The sequence below is a fragment of the Micromonospora sp. NPDC001898 genome, assembly GCF_042891255.1.
Classification (GTDB): Bacteria; Actinomycetota; Actinomycetes; order Mycobacteriales; family Micromonosporaceae; genus Micromonospora.
Genome location: NZ_JBIATC010000007.1, coordinates 216,850 through 239,202 on the forward strand (window position 1 = coordinate 216,850; position 22,353 = coordinate 239,202).

A 22,353-nucleotide genomic window follows, 5' to 3' on the forward strand; every position below is an offset into this window, starting at 1 on the left:
TGGCGTTTCCTCCGGTCAGTTGAGCTTGACGAGTGGTGCCTGGATGTCGACCTGGGTGCCGCCGTCGACGGTCACCGACCGGCCCCTGAGGGTCAGCTCACCGGTTCCGGCGTCGAGGGTGATCCCGCGCCCCTTCACCGTGACCTGCTGCCGGGCCTCGATCTCGACGCTGCCGTCGCTGTGGATGGTCACCGCCGTACGCCGCTCGTCGAGGTGCACGGTGAGCCGGTCCCGGGACGTGCACAGCCGGATCCCCCGGGGCCCGGCGGGGAGCTGGGACTCCAGGAACTCGATCCGGTCCCCGCTGCGGGACGCGAACGAGCGCCGGTTCACCCGCCCGGACGAGGCGTCCACCAGCGCGCCGTCGTGCGGGGACGGCTTGTCCACCCCGTTGTAGAGCCCGCCGATGACGTACGGGCGGTCCAGCAGGCCCTGCTCGAAGCCGACCAGCACCTCGTCGTTGACCTCCGGGCAGAACACCCCGCCCCCGCCGACCCCGCCGAGCTGCACCGTCCGCACCCAGTCGGTCTCGTAGTCCGGGGCGTCGGTCAGCCAGGGGAACCGCAGCCGCACCCAGCCCTGGCCCACCCGCTCGGGATGGCGGCGGTCCACGTCGGCCTTGGTGTTGGTGACGATCCCGACGGCGAGCCCCGGCACCCGCATCGCCCGGGCCGGCGCGGCGGCGGCGGTGGCCAGGCCCCACGTCGACCGGTCCTGCCGGCCGCTGACCGTCAGCCACGTCTCGTAGAACTGGGCGGGGCCGAAGACGTGCCGGCTGGCGGTGGTCGTGTACTTCCCCTCGAACGGGCTGCCCACCCGCTGCAACGACAGCGGCACCCCGGCCCGCAGCCGGGGGTTGCCCCGGATGCCGACCTCCAGCTCCGCGAACGCCGCCGTCACGTCGGCGGCCACCGCGCCGGCGACCGCCCGGGTCTCGGCCGCCGTCCGGTACGGCACGTCCGCCACGCAGAGCCGGGCCGTGCCGAAGGGCCGGGACACCTTCCCCGGGGTGGTGCCGATCTGCACCTCGTCGCTGGCGTCGGTGGTGACCTCGGTGCGGACCGGCCGCTTGGCCCGGACGTCCCACCCGCGCACGGTGACCCCGGCCACCTGGCCGACCGAGGTCACGGTGGAGCGCACCGACAGCAGGTTCTCGTTCATCTCGACGACGAACGGGCTCTGCTCGGCGGTGACCCCGGCGCCCGGGGCGGCGGCGGCCCGCACCGACCGCCGGAACTCGAACCTGCCGTCGACGACCACCACCTCGGCGTCGTTGTCGACCGCCAGCATCTTGAGGAACTCCCAGTCGTTGACGTTCGGCTGGGTGACCGTCTCGTACACGGTCGGGGTGGGGTCGATCCGGCCGACCGGGATCCCGGCGGCGGCGGCGACCTCCCGGGCGATGTCGGAGGCCTTGCGGTTGACGAAGCTGCGGACCCGCTGACCCCGCATCAGCCGGTGGGACAGGTCCAGGGCCCGGACGGTGGTGAAGGTGCCGACGCCGTCGTACTCCGACTCCAGGGTCACCACCTCGCCGCTGAACAGCGGCAGCGGGGCGGCGTCGCGGCCGGTGCGGACCCGGACGGTCAGGTCGGTGCCGATGGTGACCCCGTTGTCGCGCAGGAACCGGCTCTGCTGGTCCCGGAAGCGCAGGGTGGCCGTCGCGGCCAGGTTGGTGCTGTCCTCCACGACCGCTGAGACCAGCCGGTCGGCCCAGGCCCGGGGCAGCGGCCCGGGCAGGCCGACGACCAGGTTGTTGGTGTGGTCACCGCTGGACATGGGGCCCCTCCTGGGTGCGCAGTTCGTCGGGGGCGGGCAGCAGCAGTTGGCGGCCCGTCCGCAACCGGACCGGGTCGTCGATGTCGTTGGCCTCCGCGATGACCCGCCACGCGGTCGGATCCCCGTACTCGCGGTGGGCCAGCAGCTCCAGGGAGTCCCCGGCCACCAGCCGGTGCACCCGGCGAGCGGTGCGGCTGCCCGACGTCGGGTTCTGCCCGGGGGTGGCGCCGCTGACCTCGTTGAGCGTCAGCGAGCAGGTGGCCCGCAGCGGGGTGCCGTCCGGGTCGAACAGGCTGTACGTGGCGTTGATCTGGCTGACGTACGAGTAGAAGGACACGGTCTGGAACTGCCCCCAGGCGAACTTCACCCATGGCGGGGACGGCGCCTTCGCCGCGATGCTCGCCTTCGTCGGCACGCAGCAGGTGAGCAGGGCGTCGACCCGGTCCTGGACGGTGCGGGAGTGGGTGTCCGTGGCGTCGAGGAAGATCTCCAGGCTCAGCGTCCGGGGCCCGGAGCCGCTGAACTCGGCGACGCCGACGTCCGCCGCGCCGCGTACCACGTGCGGGATCCAGTTCGCCGACTTGGTCAGGGCGAGCTGCTGCGGGTTGAACATGAAGGTGATCGGCCCGCCGAGCGTCCCGCCGGGCTGGCTCCCGCCCGACGTGGGCGGCTGGTACCGCTGGAGGTGCGCCGCCACCTTGCCGGCCCGCGACCGCATCAGCCGACCTCCAGGAAGCCATGGTACGCCAGCTCGATGCTCTCGCTGGCCACCTCGGAGCGGTTCGGGTCGAAGGACGGCCCCGACCACCGCACCAGGACCACGTCGGCCAGCCCCCACTGCACCAGCAGCGCCAGGTCGGGCCGGAGCGCCGCGATCTGCGCGGTCCCCCGGCGCACCCCGCTGGGGAGTTGGGCGAGGTAGCTGGAGACCTTGGCGGTGTCCCGGGTCAGCGGGCGGGTCAGGGTGACGTTCGAGTACCGCAACCGCGACGGGAGCTGCCAGACGAACTCGTTGTTGCCGCCCTCCTGGTACTGCTCCAGCTCCACCTCGCAGCCGAGGCCGTCGCAGCTGTTCCAGTCACCCAGGTCGATGCCGTCGACCTGGAGCCGGAAGTGGACGCTCGTCCCGGGGTCGCCACCGGCCATTCCCGTCTCCCCTCTCCTGCTGGTTCGTGCGGTCCGACCCGTGCGGCCCGTGCGCTGGCTGTGCTGCCGGTGCGGTCGCCCGGCCGCCGGGCGGGCTCACCGTGGGCCGTCCCGCCACCGGCCGGACCGCTCCCGGCTGGCCCGCAGGTCTGCCCGGACCAGCCGGCTGATCGGCTCGACCAGCCGGTGGGCCAGTGCGTCCAGGTGCCGCCGGTCGAGGCCCCGCAGCACGGCCTCCACGTCCGGCTCCCGGTCCGGGCCGGCCGGCTCGCCGGCGCTGCGCCGCTGAACGGTCCCGGCGGTCGGCCCGGCGGCGCTCCGGGTCGGCCCGGTGGTCGCCGGCCGGGCGGCGGTGGTCTGGGCCGCCGGCCGGGTCGTCGCCCGCTGGACCGGCGCGACCGGCTGTGCCGGCGCCGGCCCGGTGGTGGCCCCGGGCCCGCCGGCCGTGACCGGCGCCGCCGTCCGCAGCGCCGGCATCGGTACGCCCCCGGTGGCCTCCCGCAGCGGTGCGCCGTGAGCGGCGGCGGGCCGGGGCGACCCGGTCGGCGGGGCACTCCGGGCTGGACCGGTGACCCCGGGGAGCAGCGGGCTCGGACCGTTACCCGGACGCGCCCCGGCCGGTCCGTCCCGGTTGCGGTGGGACGGGCCGCCCGGGGGCTGGTCGGTGGCGGGCGGGTGGGGCCTCCCCGTGCCGGCTGGTGCGTGCCTGCGTCCGTCCGGCGCAGCGATCCCGGTAGCCCGCTGGACGGCCGCCGGGCGGCCGGGGTACGTCCCCGCGGTGGCGGGCCGTCCACCGGGGGGCGTCTCCGGGGCTCCGTCGCCGCGGGTCCGCCAGGTCACCGGCACCGTGGGCCGGGCGTCGGCTGCCGGAGCCGGATCGGTCGGGGCGGGTGGCACGTCGGTGAGCAGGGTGAGCTGGCGCTCGGCCAGCAGCGGGACCCGCCGCTGGACCAGCACGGGCACGGGCTCACGGCCGGCGGACGTCCCGGGGGTGGCAGCGGAGCCGGAACCGTCCCGGGTGGCCGGGCCCGCCCCGGCGACGGCCGTGTCTCCGGCGGGGGCGGGCCCGGCGCAGGAACGGGCGGGCGGCGCCGGGCCGGTGCCACCGGAGGCGGTGGTGTCACCCGGAAGGTGGGGCGTCGGGGTCGCGTCGGCCCGGCGGGGAGCGACCGTCGTCCCGGGACCGGGCGCGGTGCCGGGCGTGCCGGGGGTCCGCCACCGGAGCCGTTGGACCACCGGCCCGGCCGGCTCCCCGGCGGTGCTCCGCCCACCCGTCGACGGCCCGGCCGTCGAGGGGCGGACCGGCACGCGTGGCGGAACGGACGCGGCACCGTGCGGGCCCCCACCCGGGGCGACCGGCGACGGCCGTTCCCCCGACGGGCCGGCCGGGGCGCGGGCGACGACCGGTGGCGCGGTTGGCGGCTGCCGGGCCTCTTGCTCGGCGGCCGGAGTGGGGTCCGGGGACCGGCCCGCCCGGAGGAGCCGCGATGTGACGGCCGGCAGTGCACCGGCCCGGGGGTCGTCCGCCCGCGAGCCTGTCGCGCCGGTGCCGACCGGTGGCCCCGGGCGCACCACGGGCGGCGGCGCGTCGGCCGGCAGCGGCGCTCCCAGGCCGGCACGGACCGGTCGGTGGGGTGTCGGGGACGCATCGGCCTGCGGGTCGGCGGGGCGGCGCGCCGGGGAGGTGTCGCCGTCCGGCGTGCCCGGCTCGGGCGGGATCGGGGAGTTCCGGACGACGGGCGGGGCGGTGTGGCCCGCTCCGGCCGACGACGCCGGGCCGGTCGCGGCCGTGGGGGTGGGCCTGGTCGCGGGCGGTGGCGGGGACGGAGCGGGGCCCTTCCCAGACCGGCGCGGGCCGTCCGGGCCGGTCGCGGGGGTGGTGGGGGTGTCGACCGGTCGGGTGGCCGCCGTCCGGGTGGGGGTCGCCTCGTCCGGTTCCCGTCCCGTCGGTGCCCGCTGCACCGTCGGGGGTGGACCGACCGGCCCGTCCCGGCCCGCCCGCGCACCGCCCCCGCCAGTCGGCGCGGGAGCGGCCCGGCGACCGGACGCGGTGATCCGGGCGGTCCCGGGAAGCGCGGGGAGCGGATCACCGAGACCCGGCCGGGTGGTGCGGCGGACCGGGGGCGGGTCGCTCCGTGCCGGCGCGGGGTCGGCGCGCGGACCGACCCGCGGAGCCCCCGGGGAGTCCGGTGCGGAGCCGGCCCCACCGGACTCCCCGGGCGGGGTGCCACCTGGCGGGCCGAGGGCTGGGGCGTCGCCGGTGCGCGGCGTGGCCTCGGCGGATCGGCGGGTGGGGGCGGCCGGGACGGCGCGGGCCCCGCCGCCGGTCGGGGTGACGGGTCCGGTGGAGGGCGGGGCGACAGCCGGGTCCGGGGTGCCCGTCGGGGAGGGCGCGGTGACTCCGCCGGGGGGCTGGGTGGACGGGCTCCGGAAGGCCCGCTGGACCATGGTCAGCGGTGGGGCCGAGGGGGCGTCCACGCGCGGGGTGCCGGTCAGTCGGCGGGTCGGGGCGGGTCGGGGCGCGGTCACCAGCGGCCTGGCCCGGGCCGCGGGGGTGGCGACCCCCGGCGCTCTCCCCCACCGGTTCGGCCCGCCGTCGGCGGGCCGGGTCGGGGTCGGCCCGGGGAGGGCAGACGTCGGTTGTCCGGGCGCGGAGGGCTGGACCGGGACGGTTCCGGCAGCGGCCGGACGGTCGGTTCCCGCCGGCTCTACGGCCGGACGGCCGGTTCCCGCCGGCTCTACGGCCGGACGCCCGGATCCCGCCGGCTCTACGGCCGGACGCCCGGTTTCCGCCGCCGGGCCGGTGGCGGGGCGGTCGGGGACGCGGCGTTGGACGGCCGGCAGGTGTGGGACCGGCCCCCGGTCGGCCTCCGGGCGGACCGGGCGTGGGCGGGCCAGGTCACGGGCCACCCCGAGGGGCGCCTCATCGCTGACCAGGTGGTCGAGCGGCGTACGCAGGGTGGGGTCCTGGAAGGTACGCAGCCGGTCGGCGAACCGGAACAGGTCGGTGACCAGCACCGGCGCGGGGGTCAAAGCCCGTTGGATCGGCGGCAGGCTCCACCAGGCGGGATCGGCGGGATCGGCGGGCCCCGCCGGCCCGGCGTCGGGCGTCCGACCCGGGGCCGTCGATGCCGGTGCGGTGGCGGCCGGCGTCGGCTCAGTGCCGGGCGACGGGCGGACGACGGTGGGGCCGGCCACCCGGGCGCGGGTGTCGGCGGCCAGCCGCCGCATCCTGTCACGTAGCCCCATCGTGCCTCACTGACCTCCGTTCATCCTGGTGTTGATGCGGGCGATCTCACCCACGTACCGGGCCCGCTCGGCGTGGGTGAGATCGAGGATCTCGGAGCGCGGCCAGTGGAAGTGGTAGGCGACGTACGAAACCTCCTCGTGGAGCCGGTCGGCCCCGTACGTCACGATTCCCCCGGGCGACCACCCGCCAGGTCCACCTCGAACACCGACTCGCAGGAGGGACAGGTGACCTCGGCGAGCGTGTGCCCCTCGGCGTTGATCCGCCGGTACAGGTCCTGGAGGAAGGCCAGGTCGGAGGCGAAGAGCCGCTCGACGACCTCCGCGCGTACCTGGGTGATCGTGCCCAGCCGGGTGACCACCAGGCTGAGCAGGACGATCGACAGGTACGCCGGGTTCTGCTTGACCCGCAGGTCGACAAGTGGCGCCAACTCGTCCCGGGCGGTGGCGAGCCGCATGCTGCCGTCCCGGTGCACGGTGCCGTCCTCGTCGACGTACCCCCGCGGTAGTTGGAAGGTGAACTCCGTCTGGAGCCGGACGGGCGCGGGTGGCGCGACCGCCGGCGCGGCGGGCTCCTGCGGCCCGTCGGCCGGGTCGACGAGGGTGTCGAGGCCCCCGGCCGAGACGCCACGGCGTCTCATTGCGCGCTGATCTCCTCGTACACGACGGTGACCTTCTCGGTCGCCGCCGTCGGGTCGCCGGCCTTGAGCCCCGGCCCCTCCCACTTGCTCACCCACGCGTTGGTCAGGTCGAAGCGCCGGGTCTGGGACTTGTCGGCGTTGTTGAGGATGATGCTGATGTTCTGCCGGGCCGCCTCCACCGCGCCCTTGAGGAACGTCTCCTTGATCCAGTCGGTGAAGGCGCTGCTCTGGTCGAGCCCCCGGGTGATGGTCACCTCGCCGGCCTTCCGGGCCCCGGGGATCTTGCGGATGATCAGCTCGCCGGTGGGGGTCACCGACTTGACCTCGATCGAGTCCAGCTCGACGGTCAGGCCGCTGACCTCCTGCACCAGCTCCACCTGGATGCCGCCCAGCTCCACCTGGAAGCTGTGCACGATGAGGGTGTCACCACTGGCCATCGTGGCCGCCTTTCGTCATGGTCGGTCCGGTCGTCGTACGCGGGGCCCGGCCCGGTCAGTCGCTGACCAGGCTGGTGCTGTCGGAGAACTGCGCCAGGCGGAAGACGACGAACTCGGCGGGCTTGACCGGGCAGATGCCGATCTCGCACACCACCTGACCCCGGTCGATCACCTCCGGGGGGTTGGTCTCGTGGTCGCACTTGACGTAGAAGGCCTCGGCCGCAGTCGCCCCGAACAGGGCACCCCGCCGCCACTCCTCGGTGAGGAAGGCGGCGATGTTGCGCCGGATGGTGCCCCACAGGCGCTGGTCGTTCGGCTCGAACACCACCCACTGCGTGCCGAGCAGGATGGACTCCTCGACGTAGTTGAACAGCCGCCGGACGTTGATGTAGCGCCAGGCCGGGTCCGAGGAGAGGGTCCGCGCGCCCCAGACCCGGACGCCGCGCCCGGGAAAGGCCCGGATGCAGTTGACCCCGATCGGGTTCAGCAGGTCCTGCTCCCCCTTGGTGACGTTGTTCTGCAGGTCGACGACGCCCCGGACCACCTCGTTGGCGGGCGCCTTGTGCACCCCCCGCTCGGTGTCGTTGCGGGACCAGAGGCCGGCCAGGTGGCCGCTGGGAGGCATGAACACCGCCCGTCCGGTGCTCGGGTCGAAGACCTTCACCCAGGGGTAGTAGAGGGCCGCGTACCGGGAGTCGTACCCGGCCTCGTCCTGCCGCCAGCCGCGCACCTGCTGGGCGGTCAGCTCCGGCGGCGGGTCGAGCAGGACCATCCGGTCACCCATCTGCTCGCAGTGCGAGATCAGGGCGAGCTGGGCGGCCTTGACCGCCTCCAGGTCGACGACCCCCTGCTGGTACGCCCCCATCAGGTCCGGCGCGGCGACCATGGTGATCTCGTCGATGGCCTCCAGCCCGGCCAGGCCGGTGCGGGAGTCGACGTCCCCGACGAACTCGTCGGCCGACAGGGTCGCCGGCAGGGCGTCGGCGGGTGCTGCGGACGGGGCCAGGGTGACCGTCTGGTTGGCTGGCCGGGCCAGGGAGCTGGCCGGGGTGGCCTCCTCCATGGTGATCAGCTTGGACCGCTCGCGGACCTGGTTGACCAGGGAGTTCTTGGCGCGCCGGAAGGAACCGTCGTACTCCTCGACCGGCTTGCCGTCGGAGTGGACGATCAGCCGGAACCGGTCCTCGCCGGCCCCCTCGCCCTCGACGTCGGCCACCTCCACGGTGACCTCGCCACCGGCGGCCGGCAGGGCGGCCACCCGGAACGTGCCGAGCGCCGACGGCTCACCGGCCGGCAGCGACTTCTGCGCGCCCCGGCCGCCGCTCTTGCGGCCGGCCGACGGGTCGCCGATCCGGACGACGTAGCAGACGCCGCCGCCGTTGGCGAAGTACCCGTACACCGCGTGCGCCAGGTAGGCGCCCTCGATCATCCCCCCGAAGAGCTGGACGTACTGGCTCCAGTTGGTGACCAGGGTCGGCGTGTGGAAGGGCCCCTTCTCGGCGAATCCCAGGAAGGCGGTGACCGCGGTGCCGACGCCCTCGATGGGACGCGAACCGCTCTGCACCTCCTCCACGTACACGCCTGGGGACAGGTACGTCGGCATGCAAGCTCCTCTGCCAGGTCGGCGGACGCTGGCCAGCCTGCTCGGCCGGGCAGCCGGCGGGAAGGTCCCTACGGACCGCGCAGGGGCAGACTCGCGCACCACAGGGGCAGTGGCCGCGCTCCTGGCCGGACGACCCTCGACCGACCGTCCGCACCGGGCCTACGATGGCCGTCGATGCCGACCTGCGGTCGAGGAGGTGCCCGGACGTGCGTCATCACCGGTCCGACCTGACATCGAGTCCCCAGGAGCGCCAGGCGCCGGCCCGGCCGGGCCCGGCCGCCGGCCGGCGGGCCGACGCCGTCGTACCGGGGCGGGCCGGCCCCGGGCGCAGCCCGCGGGAGGCCATCGCCCTACAGCGGACGGTGGGCAACCGCGCGGCGGCGGGAATGGTCGAGCAGGACCGGCACGAGCACGGCGCGGACTGCGGACACCCGCCGACCGAGCAGGTGCAGCGGTCGGTCGCCTCGGTGCTCGGCTCCGGCGGGCGGCCGTTGGACGACGCTACCCGGGGCGACATGGAGGCCCGGCTGGGGTCGGACTTCTCCGACGTGCGGATCCACGACGACTCGGCGGCCCGGGCGTCGGCGGCCGGGATCGGGGCGCGGGCGTACACCTCCGGCAGTCACGTGGTCCTCGGTGACGGGGGCACGGACCGGCACACCCTGGCACACGAGTTGACCCATGTGATCCAGCAGCGGTTGGGGCCGGTGCCCGGCACCGACAACGGGGCCGGGCTGCGGATCAGCGACCCGGGTGACCGGTTCGAGAGGGAGGCCGAGGCGAACGCCACTCGTGCCCTCGCCACCGACCCCGCGCCGCAGACGACGCAGGACACCATCGAGTCCGCCCCGCTGACGCCGCCGGGGGCGCAGACCCCGGTGCAGCGGACGCCGAAGGCGGACACGGACGAGACGACGACGTCGAGCAGCCGCAGGGAGCCGTACCCGAGCGGCGGAGGGCGCAGCACCCGTTCCAGCACCAGGAAGAAGGACCAGCCGGACCTGCCGGAGGCGAACCTCAACAGCCTGCGGCTGACCTTCAGGTCCGAGTACGAGGGTCCGGCCACGCAGGAACTGGAAGAGAAGCAGGACATCGGCTTCCACCAGGTCGCCACCCTGCACGCGCCGGAGAACCTGCCCCGCGACGTGGCTGCGATCTACGACTTCAGGCAGCAGGTCAAGGACAGCTTCGTCTACTACGAGCGCGTGGAGGACGACGGGGACTTCGAGAAGAAGGAGCAGCGTCCCAGCGCCTGGGCGCAGGACGGCCCCTACCAACCGGAGTACGACGAGGACCCGGAGGCGCTCACCGTCGGGAGCAACACCATCGAGTTCGACGACCATCCGGGATGGTCGGGCCGGGTGGCCATGACTCCCGGCTCCTGGCTCGCCAGGTACTCGGTCAGCTTCAGGTGGAAGATCAAACGCCGGGACGCCAGGGGCGGCACCTGGACCAGCCCGGCGGTCACCCACAACTTCACCTCCCCCTTCGCCCCCAACAACCCGGTGCAGTCCGCGCCGGTCACGGCGACTCCCGCCGGGAACACCGCCTGGGACGTCACGCTCACCTAGCGGGCCGGCGTCTACCGCCAGCCAGGGCGGGGACGTCAGGCTCGGCGGGCACGGGTGCCGTTCGGTGTGGCTGCCGGCAGGAGCAGGCGGCCCAGCTTGCGGTACTCGCGCTGGGCGGCCGTCATGACCATCGCCATGGTCACCGGCGTCCCGGCTGCGGCGGCCAGGTAGCCGGCGCTGACCGCGCAGGCCCGGATGCCGCCCCCGCTCAGCTCGAACGCGCGGGCGCAGTGGTCCAGGTCGACGTCGTCGGCGCGGGGCAGCTCGACGCCGAGGCAGCGGTCCCACAGTGCCCGCCGCTGCGCCACGTCCGGGATCGGGAAGTCCACGACGACGTCGAGCCGGCGCAGGAACGCCTCGTCCAGGTTGGCCCGCAGGTTTGTGGTGAGCACCGCCACCCCGTCGAACGACTCCATCCGCTGCAACAGGTACGCGCTCTCCAGGTTGGCGTACCGGTCGTGGGCGTCGCTGACCTCGGAGCGCTTGCCGAAGATGGCGTCGGCCTCGTCGAACAGCAGCACCCCGTTGACCCCGGCCGCCTCGGTGAAGATCCGTTCCAGGTTCTTCTCGGTCTGGCCGACGTACTTGTCGACCACCGTGGAGAGGTCCACCACGTACAGGTCGAGGCCCAGGTCGGCGGCGACCACCTCGGCGGACATGGTCTTGCCGGTGCCGGAGTCCCCGGCGAACAGGGCGGTCACCCCGCGCCCCCGCCCCCCGCCGGGGCGCAACCGCCACCCGCCCAGCACCTGGTCCCGGTGGCGTACCCGCAACGCCAGCTCGGTGAGCTGGTCCCGGGCCGGGGCCGGGAGGACCAGGTCGTCCCAGCCGACGGCGGGCTCCACCCGTCGGGCCAGCCTCGCCAGCGCCGCCGCGTTCTGCGAGCGCACCCCCGCCCGGACGTGCCGGGTGGTGACCCGGTCGGAACCGTCGAGGACGGCCTGCTGGGCCGCGGCGACCGCCGCCCGCCGCACCTGATCGGGTGCCAGCACGTACGCGGACAGCTCCCGCTCCGGGTCGACGTCGGCCGCCAGCCCCACCGAGCGTCCCGCCAGGGCGGCACGCCACAGCCGGATCCGCTCCGCCGCCCCGGCCGGGGCGGCGGTCACCAGCAGCGGGGACCGGTCGGCCCAGTACGGGTCCCAGCGCAGCCGGCCGGTGAGCAGCACCGGCACCGGCAGAGCGGTGAGCCGGTGCAGCAGCCGGGCATGGGCCGGGCCGGCCGCCGGGTCCAGGGTGTCGACCGGGCCGACGACCAGGCCCGCCCGGCGCAGCCGGGCCTCCCGCACCACGACGGCGAGGGCCTCCTCCGGCGTCGGGTCGACGCCCAGCGCGTCCAGGTCGAGGGCCAGGACCGACCAGCCGGCCGCGAGCAGGGCGGCGGTGGCCAGCTCGTCGGCCGCCCCGCCGGGCTCCTCGCGCAGGTAGACCAGCCGGTCACCGGCGCGCAGCGCCGCCGCCAGCCCGTCGGTGACCGGCTGCCGGTCCGCCGGCCGGGGCACCCGGCGGACCAGGCCGTCGGCACGCCCGTCGCCGCTGTCCTGCCCGAGGAGGTGGCTGGTGACCCGGTCCGGCACCCGCAGGCTCCGGGTCAGGAAGGGGCGGTCGTCCTCCTCGACGAGGAGCAGGCCGCCGGCCGTCAGCGGGCCGGTGCCGGCCAGTCGGGTCCGAGCCGCCCCGGTGACCGGGGAGACCCCGCACAGCCCCAGGGCCAGCCCGGTCGTCGCCCGCCGCCGGGTCACGTCGTCGTTGAGGTACCCGTAGAGCCGCTCGTACCGCTGGTCGAGGTCGGGCAGGAGCGCGATCAGCAGCAGTTCGACGTCCAACGGCGTCAGTGCGAAGTCCTCGGCCAACTCCCGCAGCGGCACCCGGCCACCCGCCGACCGGGCCCGGTCGGCCCACCGGTCGGCGGTCGCCACCGCCTCGGCCGCGATCTCGTCCGGGGCGGGTGGCGCCGGGTCGTCCACGAGCCGCCAGGCGTCCTCGTCGGAGACGTGCAGCCCCCGCAGCGGGTCGTCCGGGGCTGGGTCCGCGGCGCGCGCGGTGGCGACGGCCCGCCGGACGCGCTGCTCCACCAGGAACAGCCGGGCCCGCAGGTACGTCGTGCCCGGCGGTTCGGTCCGCTCGGGTTCCGGGGCCGTCCGGGCGTCTTCGCGTACGGCGGTCACCGGCGGCCGTCCCCGATCGACCCGCCGGTGCCCTGGCGTCGCTGCCGCTCGGCGGCGGTGCCCCGCGCCCGGCGTACCCCGATCGGGGTGGTGGTCTCCCCGGGGGCGGGGTCCGGGTGGCGCAGCCGCCGGGTCTCCGTCCCGGCGGGTGGCTGCTCCGCCGCTGTGTCGCCCGGGCGGCGGGCGCGGGGGCGGGCGGTCCGTCCGGGGCCGGCCCGGTGGTCGTCCGGGGCGGAGTCGGCCCGGGCGCCGGCGCGCAGCCGGAGCCCGTCGGTGACCGGCTGGGCCGCGAAGGCCGTGGACGCCGCGATCGGCGTGGTCACCACCAGGTCCAGCGACGGCTTCAGCGAGCCGCCGAGGGCGGACCAGATGTCGGCCAGCCCCCGGTCCCGCCTCGGCGGCACCGCGATGCTCATCGGCACGGTCAGCCCCAGGTCGGCGAGGCCGCCGACCAGCCGGCCCGGGGGCAGCACGTCGTGGGTGACCAGCCCGGCCAGCAGCACGGAGAGCAGCCGGTGCTCGTCCTGCGGCTGGGCGGTCCACGCGGTCACCAGGTACGACAGTGCGAAGTACCGGGGCGGCCGGTGCTCGGCGACGACCACGCCGTCCGCGTCGCACTCCTCGATCCGGCCCTCCCGGCGGTGCGCCATTTCCTCCCGCACGTCGTAGAGGAACAGGTTCACCGTCGGGGCGTTGCGCCGGGCCTCCCACTCCCGGGTCGGCGCGTCGAAGGCCAACTGCACGTCGGTGCCGGCGAGCAGCTCCTCGGTCAGCAGCGCGTGCAGCGCCTCGTCCACCTCGTTGATCATCGTCGTCGTCCCCTCACCAGCCACGACCGAGCAGGCCGGGCGGCTGTTGGGCGGGCATGACCACCCGGAAGGCGGTGCGGACCGGGCCGAACCCCGGGCCGATGGCCAGGACCTTCCGGGGGCCGAGCTGGTCGCGCGGCACCACCAGGAGCTGGGCCGCGAACGTGCCGTCGGCCGCCGGCACGGCCGGGTTCGCCGCCACGGTGAGGCCGACGTCCCAGGCCAGCCGCACCGGCACGCCGGGCGGGAAGTCGGTGCCCCGGACCGAGGTGACGAAGCCCGGCGGCCCGATGTCCGGGACGGCCACGATCCGGGGCTGCACCACCCGGAACGGCGCCTGGGCGGTGTCGGCCAGCCCGCCGTCGCCGGCCACCGCGCCACGGACCGTCGTCGCCGTCGCCGCGGTCGGGGCCAGCACGAAAGTCAGCGTCCGGCGGGCACCCGGGGCCAGGTCGGACACCGCGCAGGAGGTCGCGGCGCAGCCCGTCGGGCGGGTACGGACCGGCACCCGGGCCGGCAGCACGGGGGTGATCCGGACCCCGGTCACGCCCTGGCCGCCGGTGTTGCGGACGGTGTAGGTGACCGTGACCAGCCCGCCCACGTACCCGGGGGTGGGGTTGACCGTCACCGTGATCTCCAGGCCGGGCGGGGCCGGGCGGGTCGGCGTCGGCGTCGGGGTCGCCGGCGGGGTGGTCGTCGGCACGGGAACCGGGGTGACGGTCACCGGCACGGACGCCTCGTTGTCCGAGGGCCGGGCGTCGGCCGTCCAGCCCCCGACCGACCAGGCCAGCGGGTACGTCCCGGCGGTCACCCCGGTCAGCTCGACGCGCACCCGGACGGTGTTGCCCAACCCGACGGCGCCCAGGTCGCAGCCGGGCGGGTCGACCTGGCAGGAGCCCACCTCCGGCTCCAGGGCGGTGACCTCGACGCCGTCCGGTACCCGCAGGTCGAGGCGGACGTTCGTGGCCGGGGTCGGCCCCCGGTCGGTGACCGTCAGGGTCAGGGTGGTCCGCTCGCCGACCCGCACCGGCGCCGGTGGCTCCAGGACCGTCGTGGCCAGGTCCACCGACCTCTGCCAGGTCGGCTTCCGGTGCCGGCCGGGCAGCTCCCAGGTCAGCCCGTCCAGCACGCCGGTGTCGAAGTCGTACGTCTTGACGTACTCGGGGCTGGCCGGGTCGGTGTACCGGCGGGAGTTCAGGGCGAGTCGGTGCCCCTCCGGCGACCAGGCCACGTCCCTGGGCCGGTGCGGGCCGTCCGGCGGGGCGGTCAGCGGGCCGGCGCAGTCCGCGTCCGGGGTCTGCGGCGCCAGCACCTGGCAGTCGCCGCCGGCGGTGTCGGTGACGACCAGCCCGTCGGCGCCCCGCCCGAAGGCGATCCGGGTGCCGTCGGGAGAGAAGCTCGGGCCGTAGTCCGCCCCGGTGCACCCCGGGCAGCCCGCGGCGGTCAGGTCCCGCTGCCCGGTGCCGTCCCGAGCGTCGACCGTCCACACGTGGCTGTCCGCCGCCGCCCCCTCCGGCTGCCCCCGGACCAGCGCCAGCGCGGACCCGTCCGGCGACCACGCGGGCTGGCTGTCGGACCGGTCCGCGCCGGCCCCCGGTGGCACCGTGAGCAGGCGCTCCCCGGTGTCCACGTCGGCCACCGCCACCCGGCTCGGCCCGCCGGGGCCGGCCAGGGCGTACGCGACCCGGGTGCCGTCCGGGGACCAGACCGGGTCGGTCTCCAGGTCCGACTCGGCGCGGCCGGCGAGGGGAAGCGGCCGGGGGTTGCCGCCGTCGGCGTCGACCACCCAGAGGCGGGAGACCCGGCGGCCGGCCACAGTCTCGAACCGGTTCACCACGATCCGCCGGCCGTCCGGGGAGTAGTCGGGGCGGGCGGTCCAGGGGTCGCCGTCGACGGGCCGCCAGAGCCGGTCCGGGTCGGTCGCCGCGCCCGGGTCCTCCCGCAGGACGGTCAGTCCGAGGTCCCGGGGGTCGGTGGCGTCGGGGCGGATGTCCTGCAACGTCACCGTGTACCGATCCGGCGCGGTGGTCCGGCTGACCAGCAGGCGGGGCGGGCCGCCGCCCGGCGGGACGTACCAGGCGGGGTCGCCGACGAGACGGTCCTCGGCGAGGCGGAGCACCGCTTCGCAGGGGCACCAGTCGTCGCGCGGCACCCCGGTGTAGACCAGGTCGACCGCGCCCCGGGCGCCGTCGGTGCCGGTGGTCCGGCTGAGGAACGCCAGCGTGGCCCCGTCCGGCGACCAGCTCGGCCGGTGGCTCTCCCAGAGCTCGTCGAGCAGCAGCCGGTCGTCGCCCCCGGCGCTGTTCATCAGGTGGATCTGGCGCTCGTCCGGGCGCTGCGGCGCGGCCGTGTACGCGATCCGGTCGTGCGTCGGGTCCGGGTCCCAGGCGGGCTCCCCGGCCCCCTCCGGCCGGGCGGTCAGGGCGGTGACCGGCCCACCGTCTGCCGGCACGCGCCGGACCTGCGGCACGCCCGCGTCGTCGCGGCACTCGAACGCCAGGGCGGAGCCGTCCGGCGACCAGGTGGGCCGCCGGTTGTCGCCGGTGCCGTCGGTGGCCTGGCGCAGGCCGGTGCCGTCGGTGCCGATCACGAAGATGTCGCGCCAGCTACCGACACCCTCCCGGGTCAGCTCGAAGGCGATCCGACTGCCGTCCGGAGACACCGAGGGCGAACCGGCCACCTGCACCGGGTCGTCGGTCAGCCGGACCGGCTCCCCCGCACCGCGCCGCATCCACAGTTGGGCCAGCTCCGACTCCCGCCGGCTGACCCAGGCGACCACGTCCCCACCGGCGGACGCCTCGTCGTCGAAGTGCGCCGGCCCGCCGCCGAACAGCGGCACGGCCGTCGCCGTCGCCCCGGAGCCCTCGACCAGGCCGATGCTCCGGTGCCCGGTGCCCAGGTAGGCGACCCGCAGGTCGGTGACCGGCGGCGGGTCGGCCGGCTCGGCGGACGACATCCGGCCGGACGGGACGGCCAGCGCCCATGCGCCCAGCAACGCGGAGACCGCGGTGACGGCGGCGACGAGGGGGGACCTTCGGAAGGGACGCAATCGACACCTCGGCGGTGGGAGACGGCGGGCCGGGAGGGTGGCGGGCGGCCACGTCGCGCACGGCCCAGGCGGTCATCATCGACGCGGCGACGGCGTCCGGCACAGGGACCGCCGGCCAGGGACCGGGGCAGGATCCGCTTCGGTACGGGCAACGGACCCCGTCCCGACGGACGGGCCGCCGGGACGGGGCGCCCGGCTCAGATCAGGTCGTTCCGCAGCGCGTACGCCACCGCGTGGGCCCGGTTGCGCAGGTGCAGCCGGGTGGTCATGCCGTGCACGACGTTCTTCACGGTCCGCTCCGAGTAGGACAGCTTGGTGGCGATCTCCCTCGTCTCGAACCCGTCGGCGACCAGCCGCAGGACGTCGACCTCGCGGGCGCTCAGCCCGCCCAGGGTCAGTCCTCGGGGGTCGAGCACCTCCCGCTGGAGCCGACGCATCTGGTTCAGCAGCCGACCGAGCAGGTCGGCCGGGACGCTCCCCTCACCCCGGGCCGCCGAGAGGATCACCTCGACCAGGCGGGTGCCGGACGCCTCGCCCCGGCGTACCACCCCCACCACCCCACACTCGACGGCGGCCGACAGTTGGCCGTCGTCGAGTGTGGACGACACCAGGACCAGCCGGGTCTGCTCCCGGCGTAGCTGCCGCAGGGACTGCACCCTCTGTGGCGTCAGGCTGTCCACGACGACCAGGGTCACCGCCGCCTCGGCGGCCTCCGCCTCGGCCAGGACCCGGACCTCCGGGCGGCCCGTGAGCTGGCCCGTCACGCCTGTCCACGAGATCGGATCCGTCGCGTGCACGTAGACCGGTACCCGCTGCATCCTCGTCTCCTCACTCCCCGGCCGTCGGTCCGTGCGCCGGCGGCCGGGGAAGTATGCGTACCGTGTCTTCGCGTGTACTTAACGTCGCCCCGGCGGGCACATCTCTGCCCGCCGACGTACCCCGATGGCCCCTGACAACCCGGGAAACCGCTCCTACGCTCGGCCAGATGCGCGCATCGGCGAATCTGGCCAGCACCTCCGTGAGCGTCGCCCCCGGCGGCGAGATCGAGGTCCCGGTCACCGTGCGGAACGCCGGCGACACGGTCGAGGCGTACCGGTTCGAGGTCCTGGGTGTCCCGGACGAGTGGGTGACGGTGGAGCCGGCGTCCCTCACCCTCTACCCGGCCGGCTCGGGCACCGTCGTGGTCACCTTCCACCCGCCCCGGTCCGCCCGGGTGGACGCCGGGGACCGGCGCTTCGGGGTCCGGGTCGTCCCCTCCGAGTACCCGGACTCGGCCCTGGTGGAGGAGGGCGTCCTCACCGTCGAGCCGTTCTTCGAGCTGGCCGCGCAGGTGCAGCCACCGTCGCGGAGCGGGCTGCGCGGGGCCCGGTACCGGATCGACACCGACAACCTCGGCAACGTGACCGAACCGGTCGGCTTCGCCGCCGCCGAGGGCACCGACCAGGTGACGTTCGCACTGCCGGCCGAGCCGGTCGAGGTTCCCAACGGCACGCGCGCCGAGACCCGGCTGCGGGTCCGAGCCCGCCGGCTGCTCTGGTGGGGCGAGCCGAAGGAGTACCCGTTCACCGTCGAGGTGCGGCCCTCGGACGGCCGGGCCCGTGCCCTGGACGCCACGTTCGTCCAGCGCCCGGTGATCTCGGCCGGGCTGCTGAAGCTGCTCGCGGCGCTGCTGGCCCTGCTCCTGGCGCTGGCCGCGATCTGGTTCGGGCTGCTGCGCCCGCAGGTGAAGACCGCCGCCCGGGAGGCGGTGGAGGCGGAGAAGGCCCGGCAGGTCGCGCAGGGCGAGGCGGTGCCGACCACAGCGCCGAACCCGGTTCCCCCGACCGCCTCGCCGGCCGCGCCGGGCGGTGGCGCACCCGGCGGCGGTACGACCGACGGGGGCGGGGTCGGCGGTCCCGCCGGGGGCCCCGGCGGTGAGCAGTTCTCCGTCGCCGTCACCTTCCGCACCAGCCCCAACGGGTCGGCGGAACGCAGCTACACCGTCCCCGAGGGGCGGACGTTCCTGCTGACCGACTTCCTGGTCGACAACGTGCAGGGCGACGAGGGCACACTGACGGTCACCGCCAACCGGGTGCGGGTGGTCACCTACGCCCTGGAGAACTTCCGCAACCAGGACTACCACTCGGTCACCCCCATCCGGGTCCCCGCCCGCGCGAAGGTGACCCTGACCGTGGCCTGCCGTCGCCCGGGCACCCCGGCCAACGCCCCCCGGGCCACCACCTGCCGCGAGTCGCTCTACCTCAACGGGGTGCTCACCAAGGCGCCGGAGGACTGACCCGATTCGCTGCGGGAAAGGCCGCCCGGGTCGTTGGTGTCCCACCCAGCTCGGTCCGTGCCTGCGCAGCGTTCCCGAGGACCGGGTCAGTAGCAGCCAGTTGCCGTTGAGGACCAGCGTCCGGGCTGACTACCGGTCCGGTGCCCCCCACCCGGACCAGTGCCCGCTGCAACGTGTTCACCCGGTGGCGCAGCCGGGACGGCAGCACCTGTTCGAGCTTGGCGAGCGCCCGTAGCGAGGTCTCCTCGATTCCCGTGACCGAGCCACCGGCCGCGGTCCGCAGCCCGACCGCCACCGCACGGCGGCGGCTCTCGCCACGCCGTCCGGTAGACGCAGGTTCAGGTGAGGTCGATGACCGGGCGCAGGAGGAGCCGGTCGACGTACCTGTCCTTCGAGTTGAGCCACAAGCCGAAGTTCGTGTCCCGGTAGGCCGTGGCCAAGGTCAGCCAGCCCAGGAAGAAGCCGCTACCGCCACAGGTCGCACCGCCACCATCACCGCCGCACACGATCGTGCGTTCACTGGTCCACTCGTGCCGGTATGGGTCCTGACCAATGGCGAGTCCCCACAGGTTCGCGTCCCGGTGCGGGCCGACCGGGTGATCATAGGGATAGCCGTCGTCACGGCTGTCGTCTCCCCACCGGAACAAGGTCGTGGCCCCCGCGCCGCAGGCGTACTCCCACTCATCCGGCGTTGCCGGCCGCAACCCCAGATCTGCCGCCTCACGCAGCGCGTCGTCGTACGACACCTGCCGCACGAGACGTGCGCTACGGACCTGGCCGCCCTCGTCGAATTCGATCCTTACGCCGCCGGAGCGTCGCATCGACATGGTCCCGCCGCCTCGTCGAACACCGGCCTCGGCGAGCAGCTCCTGCACGTGTGGATCGTCCGGGCTCAGGAAACTCACGCCCGCGTCCATGGCCTCGACGGCCACGAGCATCGCCGGAAGGTGCACCGTCCGCACCGGTGACATCATGCCGCTCAAGAACTCCGCGAGTTCCGGCAGCCCGTACTCGTCGGCGCTCTCCGCATAGCCGGCTGCCTGCCCGGGCGACGGCGCAAACCGGCCACCGTCGTAACCGAGCTGTACCCGCGCACCCGGCACCAGGGCGAATCGCTGGCCTTCCCGCTCGAACAACGCCACGCGGTGCGACCGGCCCGCGTACTCGCGCGGATAGACCTGCACCAGCTTCAGACCACACCGATCGGCGATCGACTGTGCGATCCGCCTGGCTGACTCGTCGGTACGATCCCGCCACTGCGCCACGGTGAGGTCGGCATGCGTCACGAGGGCATTGTCGAGCCATGATCGACGCTCCACAAGCTGCCCCGACTCGTGTCGGCAGACCGCCTACTGTGCTGGCCGCCGCATGGGCGAGGTGTAGGTGAGGCCGCCGTCGCCGTGTGTGACGTCCGGCTTGTCGGCCGGTGGTATCCGCAAAACGGTGAAGAAATGCGACACAAGGTGTCAGGTTTGGGGTCGAGCATGGTGTCACCGGTCCGCGTCGATGGTGGTCGTGGACCGGTGACACCACGGACAGATGAGGATCTCCATGCGCGAAACGCCAGAAGAGCTCAACGAGCTTCAGGCCCTCCTTGACACCTCCCTCTCCCGCTCCACCCCGCACCTCCGCTCGATCATCAACAGCGAGCGCAGCCTTACCGCCGAGCAGCTCACCCAGGTTCTCACCGGCATGTGCACCCTCGCCCTGGCCACCGTGACGGCGAAGGGCGAGCCGCGGATCAGCGGCGTGGACGGGCACTTCCTGCGCGGGAAGTGGCACTTCGGCACGGCGCGCGGCGCCGCCAAGGCACGCCACCTCGCCGTCCGGTCCGCCGCCAGCGCCGCGCACATGCGCGGTGAGGACCTGGGCGTGTTCACGCACGGCACGGTGGAGGTCCTCAACCCCCAGGACGGCGAGCCGGCCGAGGACTGGCCGGACCTGCTCGCGTACCTCAAGGACTTCTACGGCGAAGACGCCTTCGACTGGGACAACGACATCGCCTACTACCGGCTGCATCCGCACTGGATGACCGCCTACGCCCCCGACATCGCGAAGCTCACTGCGGCGTCCCAGTCCTGATCCGCAGCACAGGATCGCGTCGGCCCGGCCACGTGATGAGAGATCTGGCCACCGCAGCATCCGCGCCCCACCCCGAGCGGCGACTCCTACCGCGCCACCAAGATTCCCTCGCCCGTACGAGGGCGCGCCCGATCGGCGGCAGATCCGGCTGCCTGAAGCGCCACAAGACCGTCCCTCCGAATGATTCGAAGGACGTCCCACCGACGGTCAACGTGCCCGAGCGGTCTCGTACAGCACGGTGTCGAGCAGATCCACCATGCCCTGTTCGGCGACCCGGCTCGCTGGACCCCGCTCATCCTGCTGAACCACCTGCCGGACGACCGTCAGCGAGGGATCTCGGCCAATTGCCCACTCCGCGGCTTGCGCCTTGGAACAGTGCACATTCTCCACCGCAAAGCGCCAGATGCGGCAGGCGGTGAGGACCATGAAAGCCGCGTTTTCGGCGTCATCGGCGAGCGATCGCCAAGTCGTCAGCCAGTGCCTGCCACGGTCAACGACCCAGTCGACCGGAACGGGTGCGATCACCTCACGCGGCGGGGCCCCCTTGAGGGCACGCCCATCCGTACGTGCCATCGACAGATCGGCAAGCAAGTCGGGATCAGCGGTCACGCGGCGTTCCACCTCGAACCCGACAGCCGACACGTCGTGCCGACCGATGTACAGTTCCACGGGCACTGCCCGGGCCGGTACGCCGACGGCTTCGGGTGTCACGACGTGCAAGTCAACGCCCGCCGCAGTGCCGACATTCGCCCGGCGGACCACGCGCGTGAGGGCTTCGACCTGCGCATCGGCAAGGCCACCGTCGATGACGGCGAGCACATCGATGTCGCTGCGGCCGGGACGGAACCCACCGGCCGCCAGGGACCCGTGCAGGATCACCGACCGCGCCGCAGCACCGGCGATGTCGGCCAGGAGGTCGGCGAGGTGTTTCGCCGCGGTCAAGGCGGACAAGTCTTCGACGCTGGCCACGCCGGTAGTTCTACCAGGGGGCCCTCCGGCTGCCGCCGGCAAGGTCCGACACCCTGATCTCGGCAACACCGCGCAACGAGTGGCACGCCACGTTCGTCACGAACCGTGACACCTGGGGTTGACCCGATGTGACGGACAGGGTCGATACGTTGCGCTCAGACACCTGTGGCTCGGCGACCGATGGTCGCCGAGCCACAGGCGGGGTCATCCAGCTACCTCTCGACGAGGTGCACCGGAACACCGAACCCGTCGCGGCGCGCGAGTAGGTTGCTGATCGCCTCACGCTCCGGCTTCGATCCGTAGGTCACCTGGATCAGCGCACGGTCCTGGCCCCTGGGGCACGGCGAGCCCACCTCGACCGAGATTCCCTTGCCCAGCGCCGCGATGTCGGTGGCGAGGGACTCGCTTCTGGTCAACGCCGCGCTGGCCTCGGCGGCGGTCGGCAGTTCCTCGCAGGGCGGGTGGGTGTCAGTCGACGTTGGGAACACGCCGCCGAGAATCGCGGCCGAGCCGATGGCAATTGCCGCGACGACGCCAATCGCGATCTTGGGTAGCAGTGACATGGCAGGTCCTTCCGC

General features: G+C 74.6%; 18 protein-coding genes and 1 pseudogene. 3 read left to right on the forward strand and 16 right to left on the reverse strand.

From position 1 onward, the window contains the following. Positions 1–15: 15 nt before the first annotated feature. The 8 genes from ACFYZF_RS18475 to ACFYZF_RS18510 all read right to left on the reverse strand — a co-directional run bounded on the left by ACFYZF_RS18475 (position 16) and on the right by ACFYZF_RS18510 (position 8,852). The gene (locus ACFYZF_RS18475) at positions 16–1,779 is read right to left on the reverse strand and encodes a VgrG-related protein (RefSeq protein ID WP_387022053.1); all 1,764 of its coding nucleotides are present in this window, start codon (positions 1,777–1,779) and stop codon (positions 16–18) included. Then, positions 1,766–2,497: a peptidase M23 gene (locus ACFYZF_RS18480; RefSeq protein ID WP_387022056.1), complete on the reverse strand. Its 732-nt coding sequence runs from the start codon at positions 2,495–2,497 to the stop codon at positions 1,766–1,768. The genes ACFYZF_RS18475 and ACFYZF_RS18480 overlap by 14 nt, the downstream gene beginning before the upstream one ends. Continuing rightward, on the reverse strand, positions 2,497–2,925 hold the full coding sequence (locus tag ACFYZF_RS18485) for a phage tail protein (RefSeq protein WP_387022059.1): 429 nt from the start codon (positions 2,923–2,925) through the stop codon (positions 2,497–2,499). Before ACFYZF_RS18485 ends, ACFYZF_RS18480 begins: the two co-directional genes overlap by 1 nt. Before the next feature lie 96 nt (positions 2,926–3,021). Then, positions 3,022–4,161, reverse strand: a complete 1,140-nt coding sequence (locus tag ACFYZF_RS18490) for a hypothetical protein (RefSeq protein ID WP_387022062.1) — start codon at positions 4,159–4,161, stop codon at positions 3,022–3,024. A 2,019-nt stretch (positions 4,162–6,180) separates the two neighbouring features. Continuing rightward, a complete protein-coding gene (locus ACFYZF_RS18495) occupies positions 6,181–6,339 on the reverse strand; it encodes a DUF6760 family protein (protein ID WP_387022064.1) in 159 nt (52 codons plus the stop codon). Beyond that, positions 6,336–6,812, reverse strand: coding sequence for a hypothetical protein (locus tag ACFYZF_RS18500; protein WP_387022068.1), 477 nt, complete (start codon positions 6,810–6,812; stop codon positions 6,336–6,338). Before ACFYZF_RS18500 ends, ACFYZF_RS18495 begins: the two co-directional genes overlap by 4 nt. Further along, positions 6,809–7,249: a phage tail protein gene (locus ACFYZF_RS18505; protein ID WP_387022071.1), complete on the reverse strand. Its 441-nt coding sequence runs from the start codon at positions 7,247–7,249 to the stop codon at positions 6,809–6,811. The genes ACFYZF_RS18500 and ACFYZF_RS18505 overlap by 4 nt, the downstream gene beginning before the upstream one ends. Before the next feature lie 55 nt (positions 7,250–7,304). Next, positions 7,305–8,852 (reverse strand): phage tail sheath family protein, encoded by a 1,548-nt coding sequence (locus ACFYZF_RS18510; protein ID WP_387022074.1) that lies wholly within the window; start codon positions 8,850–8,852, stop codon positions 7,305–7,307. A gap of 206 nt (positions 8,853–9,058) precedes the next feature. Between ACFYZF_RS18510 and ACFYZF_RS18515 the strand changes: the two genes are divergently transcribed. After that, a complete protein-coding gene (locus ACFYZF_RS18515) occupies positions 9,059–10,423 on the forward strand; it encodes a DUF4157 domain-containing protein (protein WP_387022077.1) in 1,365 nt (454 codons plus the stop codon). A gap of 35 nt (positions 10,424–10,458) precedes the next feature. Here ACFYZF_RS18515 and ACFYZF_RS18520 read toward each other — a convergent pair whose 3' ends face one another. From ACFYZF_RS18520 to ACFYZF_RS18535, 4 genes are all read right to left on the reverse strand, one after another. After that, the gene (locus ACFYZF_RS18520; protein WP_387022080.1) at positions 10,459–12,591 is read right to left on the reverse strand and encodes an AAA family ATPase; all 2,133 of its coding nucleotides are present in this window, start codon (positions 12,589–12,591) and stop codon (positions 10,459–10,461) included. Further along, complete coding sequence (locus ACFYZF_RS18525) at positions 12,588–13,400, reverse strand: DUF4255 domain-containing protein (protein ID WP_387022083.1); 813 nt, start codon at positions 13,398–13,400, stop codon at positions 12,588–12,590. Before ACFYZF_RS18525 ends, ACFYZF_RS18520 begins: the two co-directional genes overlap by 4 nt. Positions 13,401–13,413: 13 nt before the next feature. Continuing rightward, positions 13,414–16,449, reverse strand: coding sequence for a hypothetical protein (locus tag ACFYZF_RS18530; protein ID WP_387022085.1), 3,036 nt, complete (start codon positions 16,447–16,449; stop codon positions 13,414–13,416). Positions 16,450–16,646: 197 nt separating this feature from the next. After that, entirely contained in the window at positions 16,647–17,267 is a 621-nt protein-coding gene (locus ACFYZF_RS18535) for a response regulator transcription factor (RefSeq protein WP_387022088.1), read from the reverse strand. A 167-nt stretch (positions 17,268–17,434) separates the two neighbouring features. On the opposite strand from ACFYZF_RS18535, the gene ACFYZF_RS18540 reads away from it, so the two are divergent. Further along, entirely contained in the window at positions 17,435–18,724 is a 1,290-nt protein-coding gene (locus ACFYZF_RS18540; protein WP_387022091.1) for a hypothetical protein, read from the forward strand. Positions 18,725–18,842: 118 nt separating this feature from the next. On the opposite strand, the pseudogene ACFYZF_RS18545 reads toward ACFYZF_RS18540, so the two are convergent. Both ACFYZF_RS18545 and ACFYZF_RS18550 read right to left on the reverse strand, forming a co-directional pair. Further along, a pseudogene (locus ACFYZF_RS18545) lies at positions 18,843–19,019 on the reverse strand (DNA-binding transcriptional regulator); the annotation flags it as partial. Positions 19,020–19,062: 43 nt separating this feature from the next. Then, a complete protein-coding gene (locus tag ACFYZF_RS18550; protein ID WP_387022094.1) occupies positions 19,063–20,010 on the reverse strand; it encodes a hypothetical protein in 948 nt (315 codons plus the stop codon). A gap of 265 nt (positions 20,011–20,275) precedes the next feature. Between ACFYZF_RS18550 and ACFYZF_RS18555 the strand changes: the two genes are divergently transcribed. Continuing rightward, the gene (locus ACFYZF_RS18555) at positions 20,276–20,806 is read left to right on the forward strand and encodes a pyridoxamine 5'-phosphate oxidase family protein (RefSeq protein ID WP_387022097.1); all 531 of its coding nucleotides are present in this window, start codon (positions 20,276–20,278) and stop codon (positions 20,804–20,806) included. 207 nt (positions 20,807–21,013) lie between these two features. Here the strand turns inward: ACFYZF_RS18555 and ACFYZF_RS18560 are convergent, their stop codons facing one another. Both ACFYZF_RS18560 and ACFYZF_RS18565 read right to left on the reverse strand, forming a co-directional pair. Beyond that, complete coding sequence (locus ACFYZF_RS18560; RefSeq protein ID WP_387022100.1) at positions 21,014–21,775, reverse strand: aminoglycoside adenylyltransferase domain-containing protein; 762 nt, start codon at positions 21,773–21,775, stop codon at positions 21,014–21,016. A gap of 212 nt (positions 21,776–21,987) precedes the next feature. Beyond that, on the reverse strand, positions 21,988–22,338 hold the full coding sequence (locus tag ACFYZF_RS18565) for a hypothetical protein (protein ID WP_387022103.1): 351 nt from the start codon (positions 22,336–22,338) through the stop codon (positions 21,988–21,990). Between the last annotated feature and the right edge of the window lie 15 nt (positions 22,339–22,353).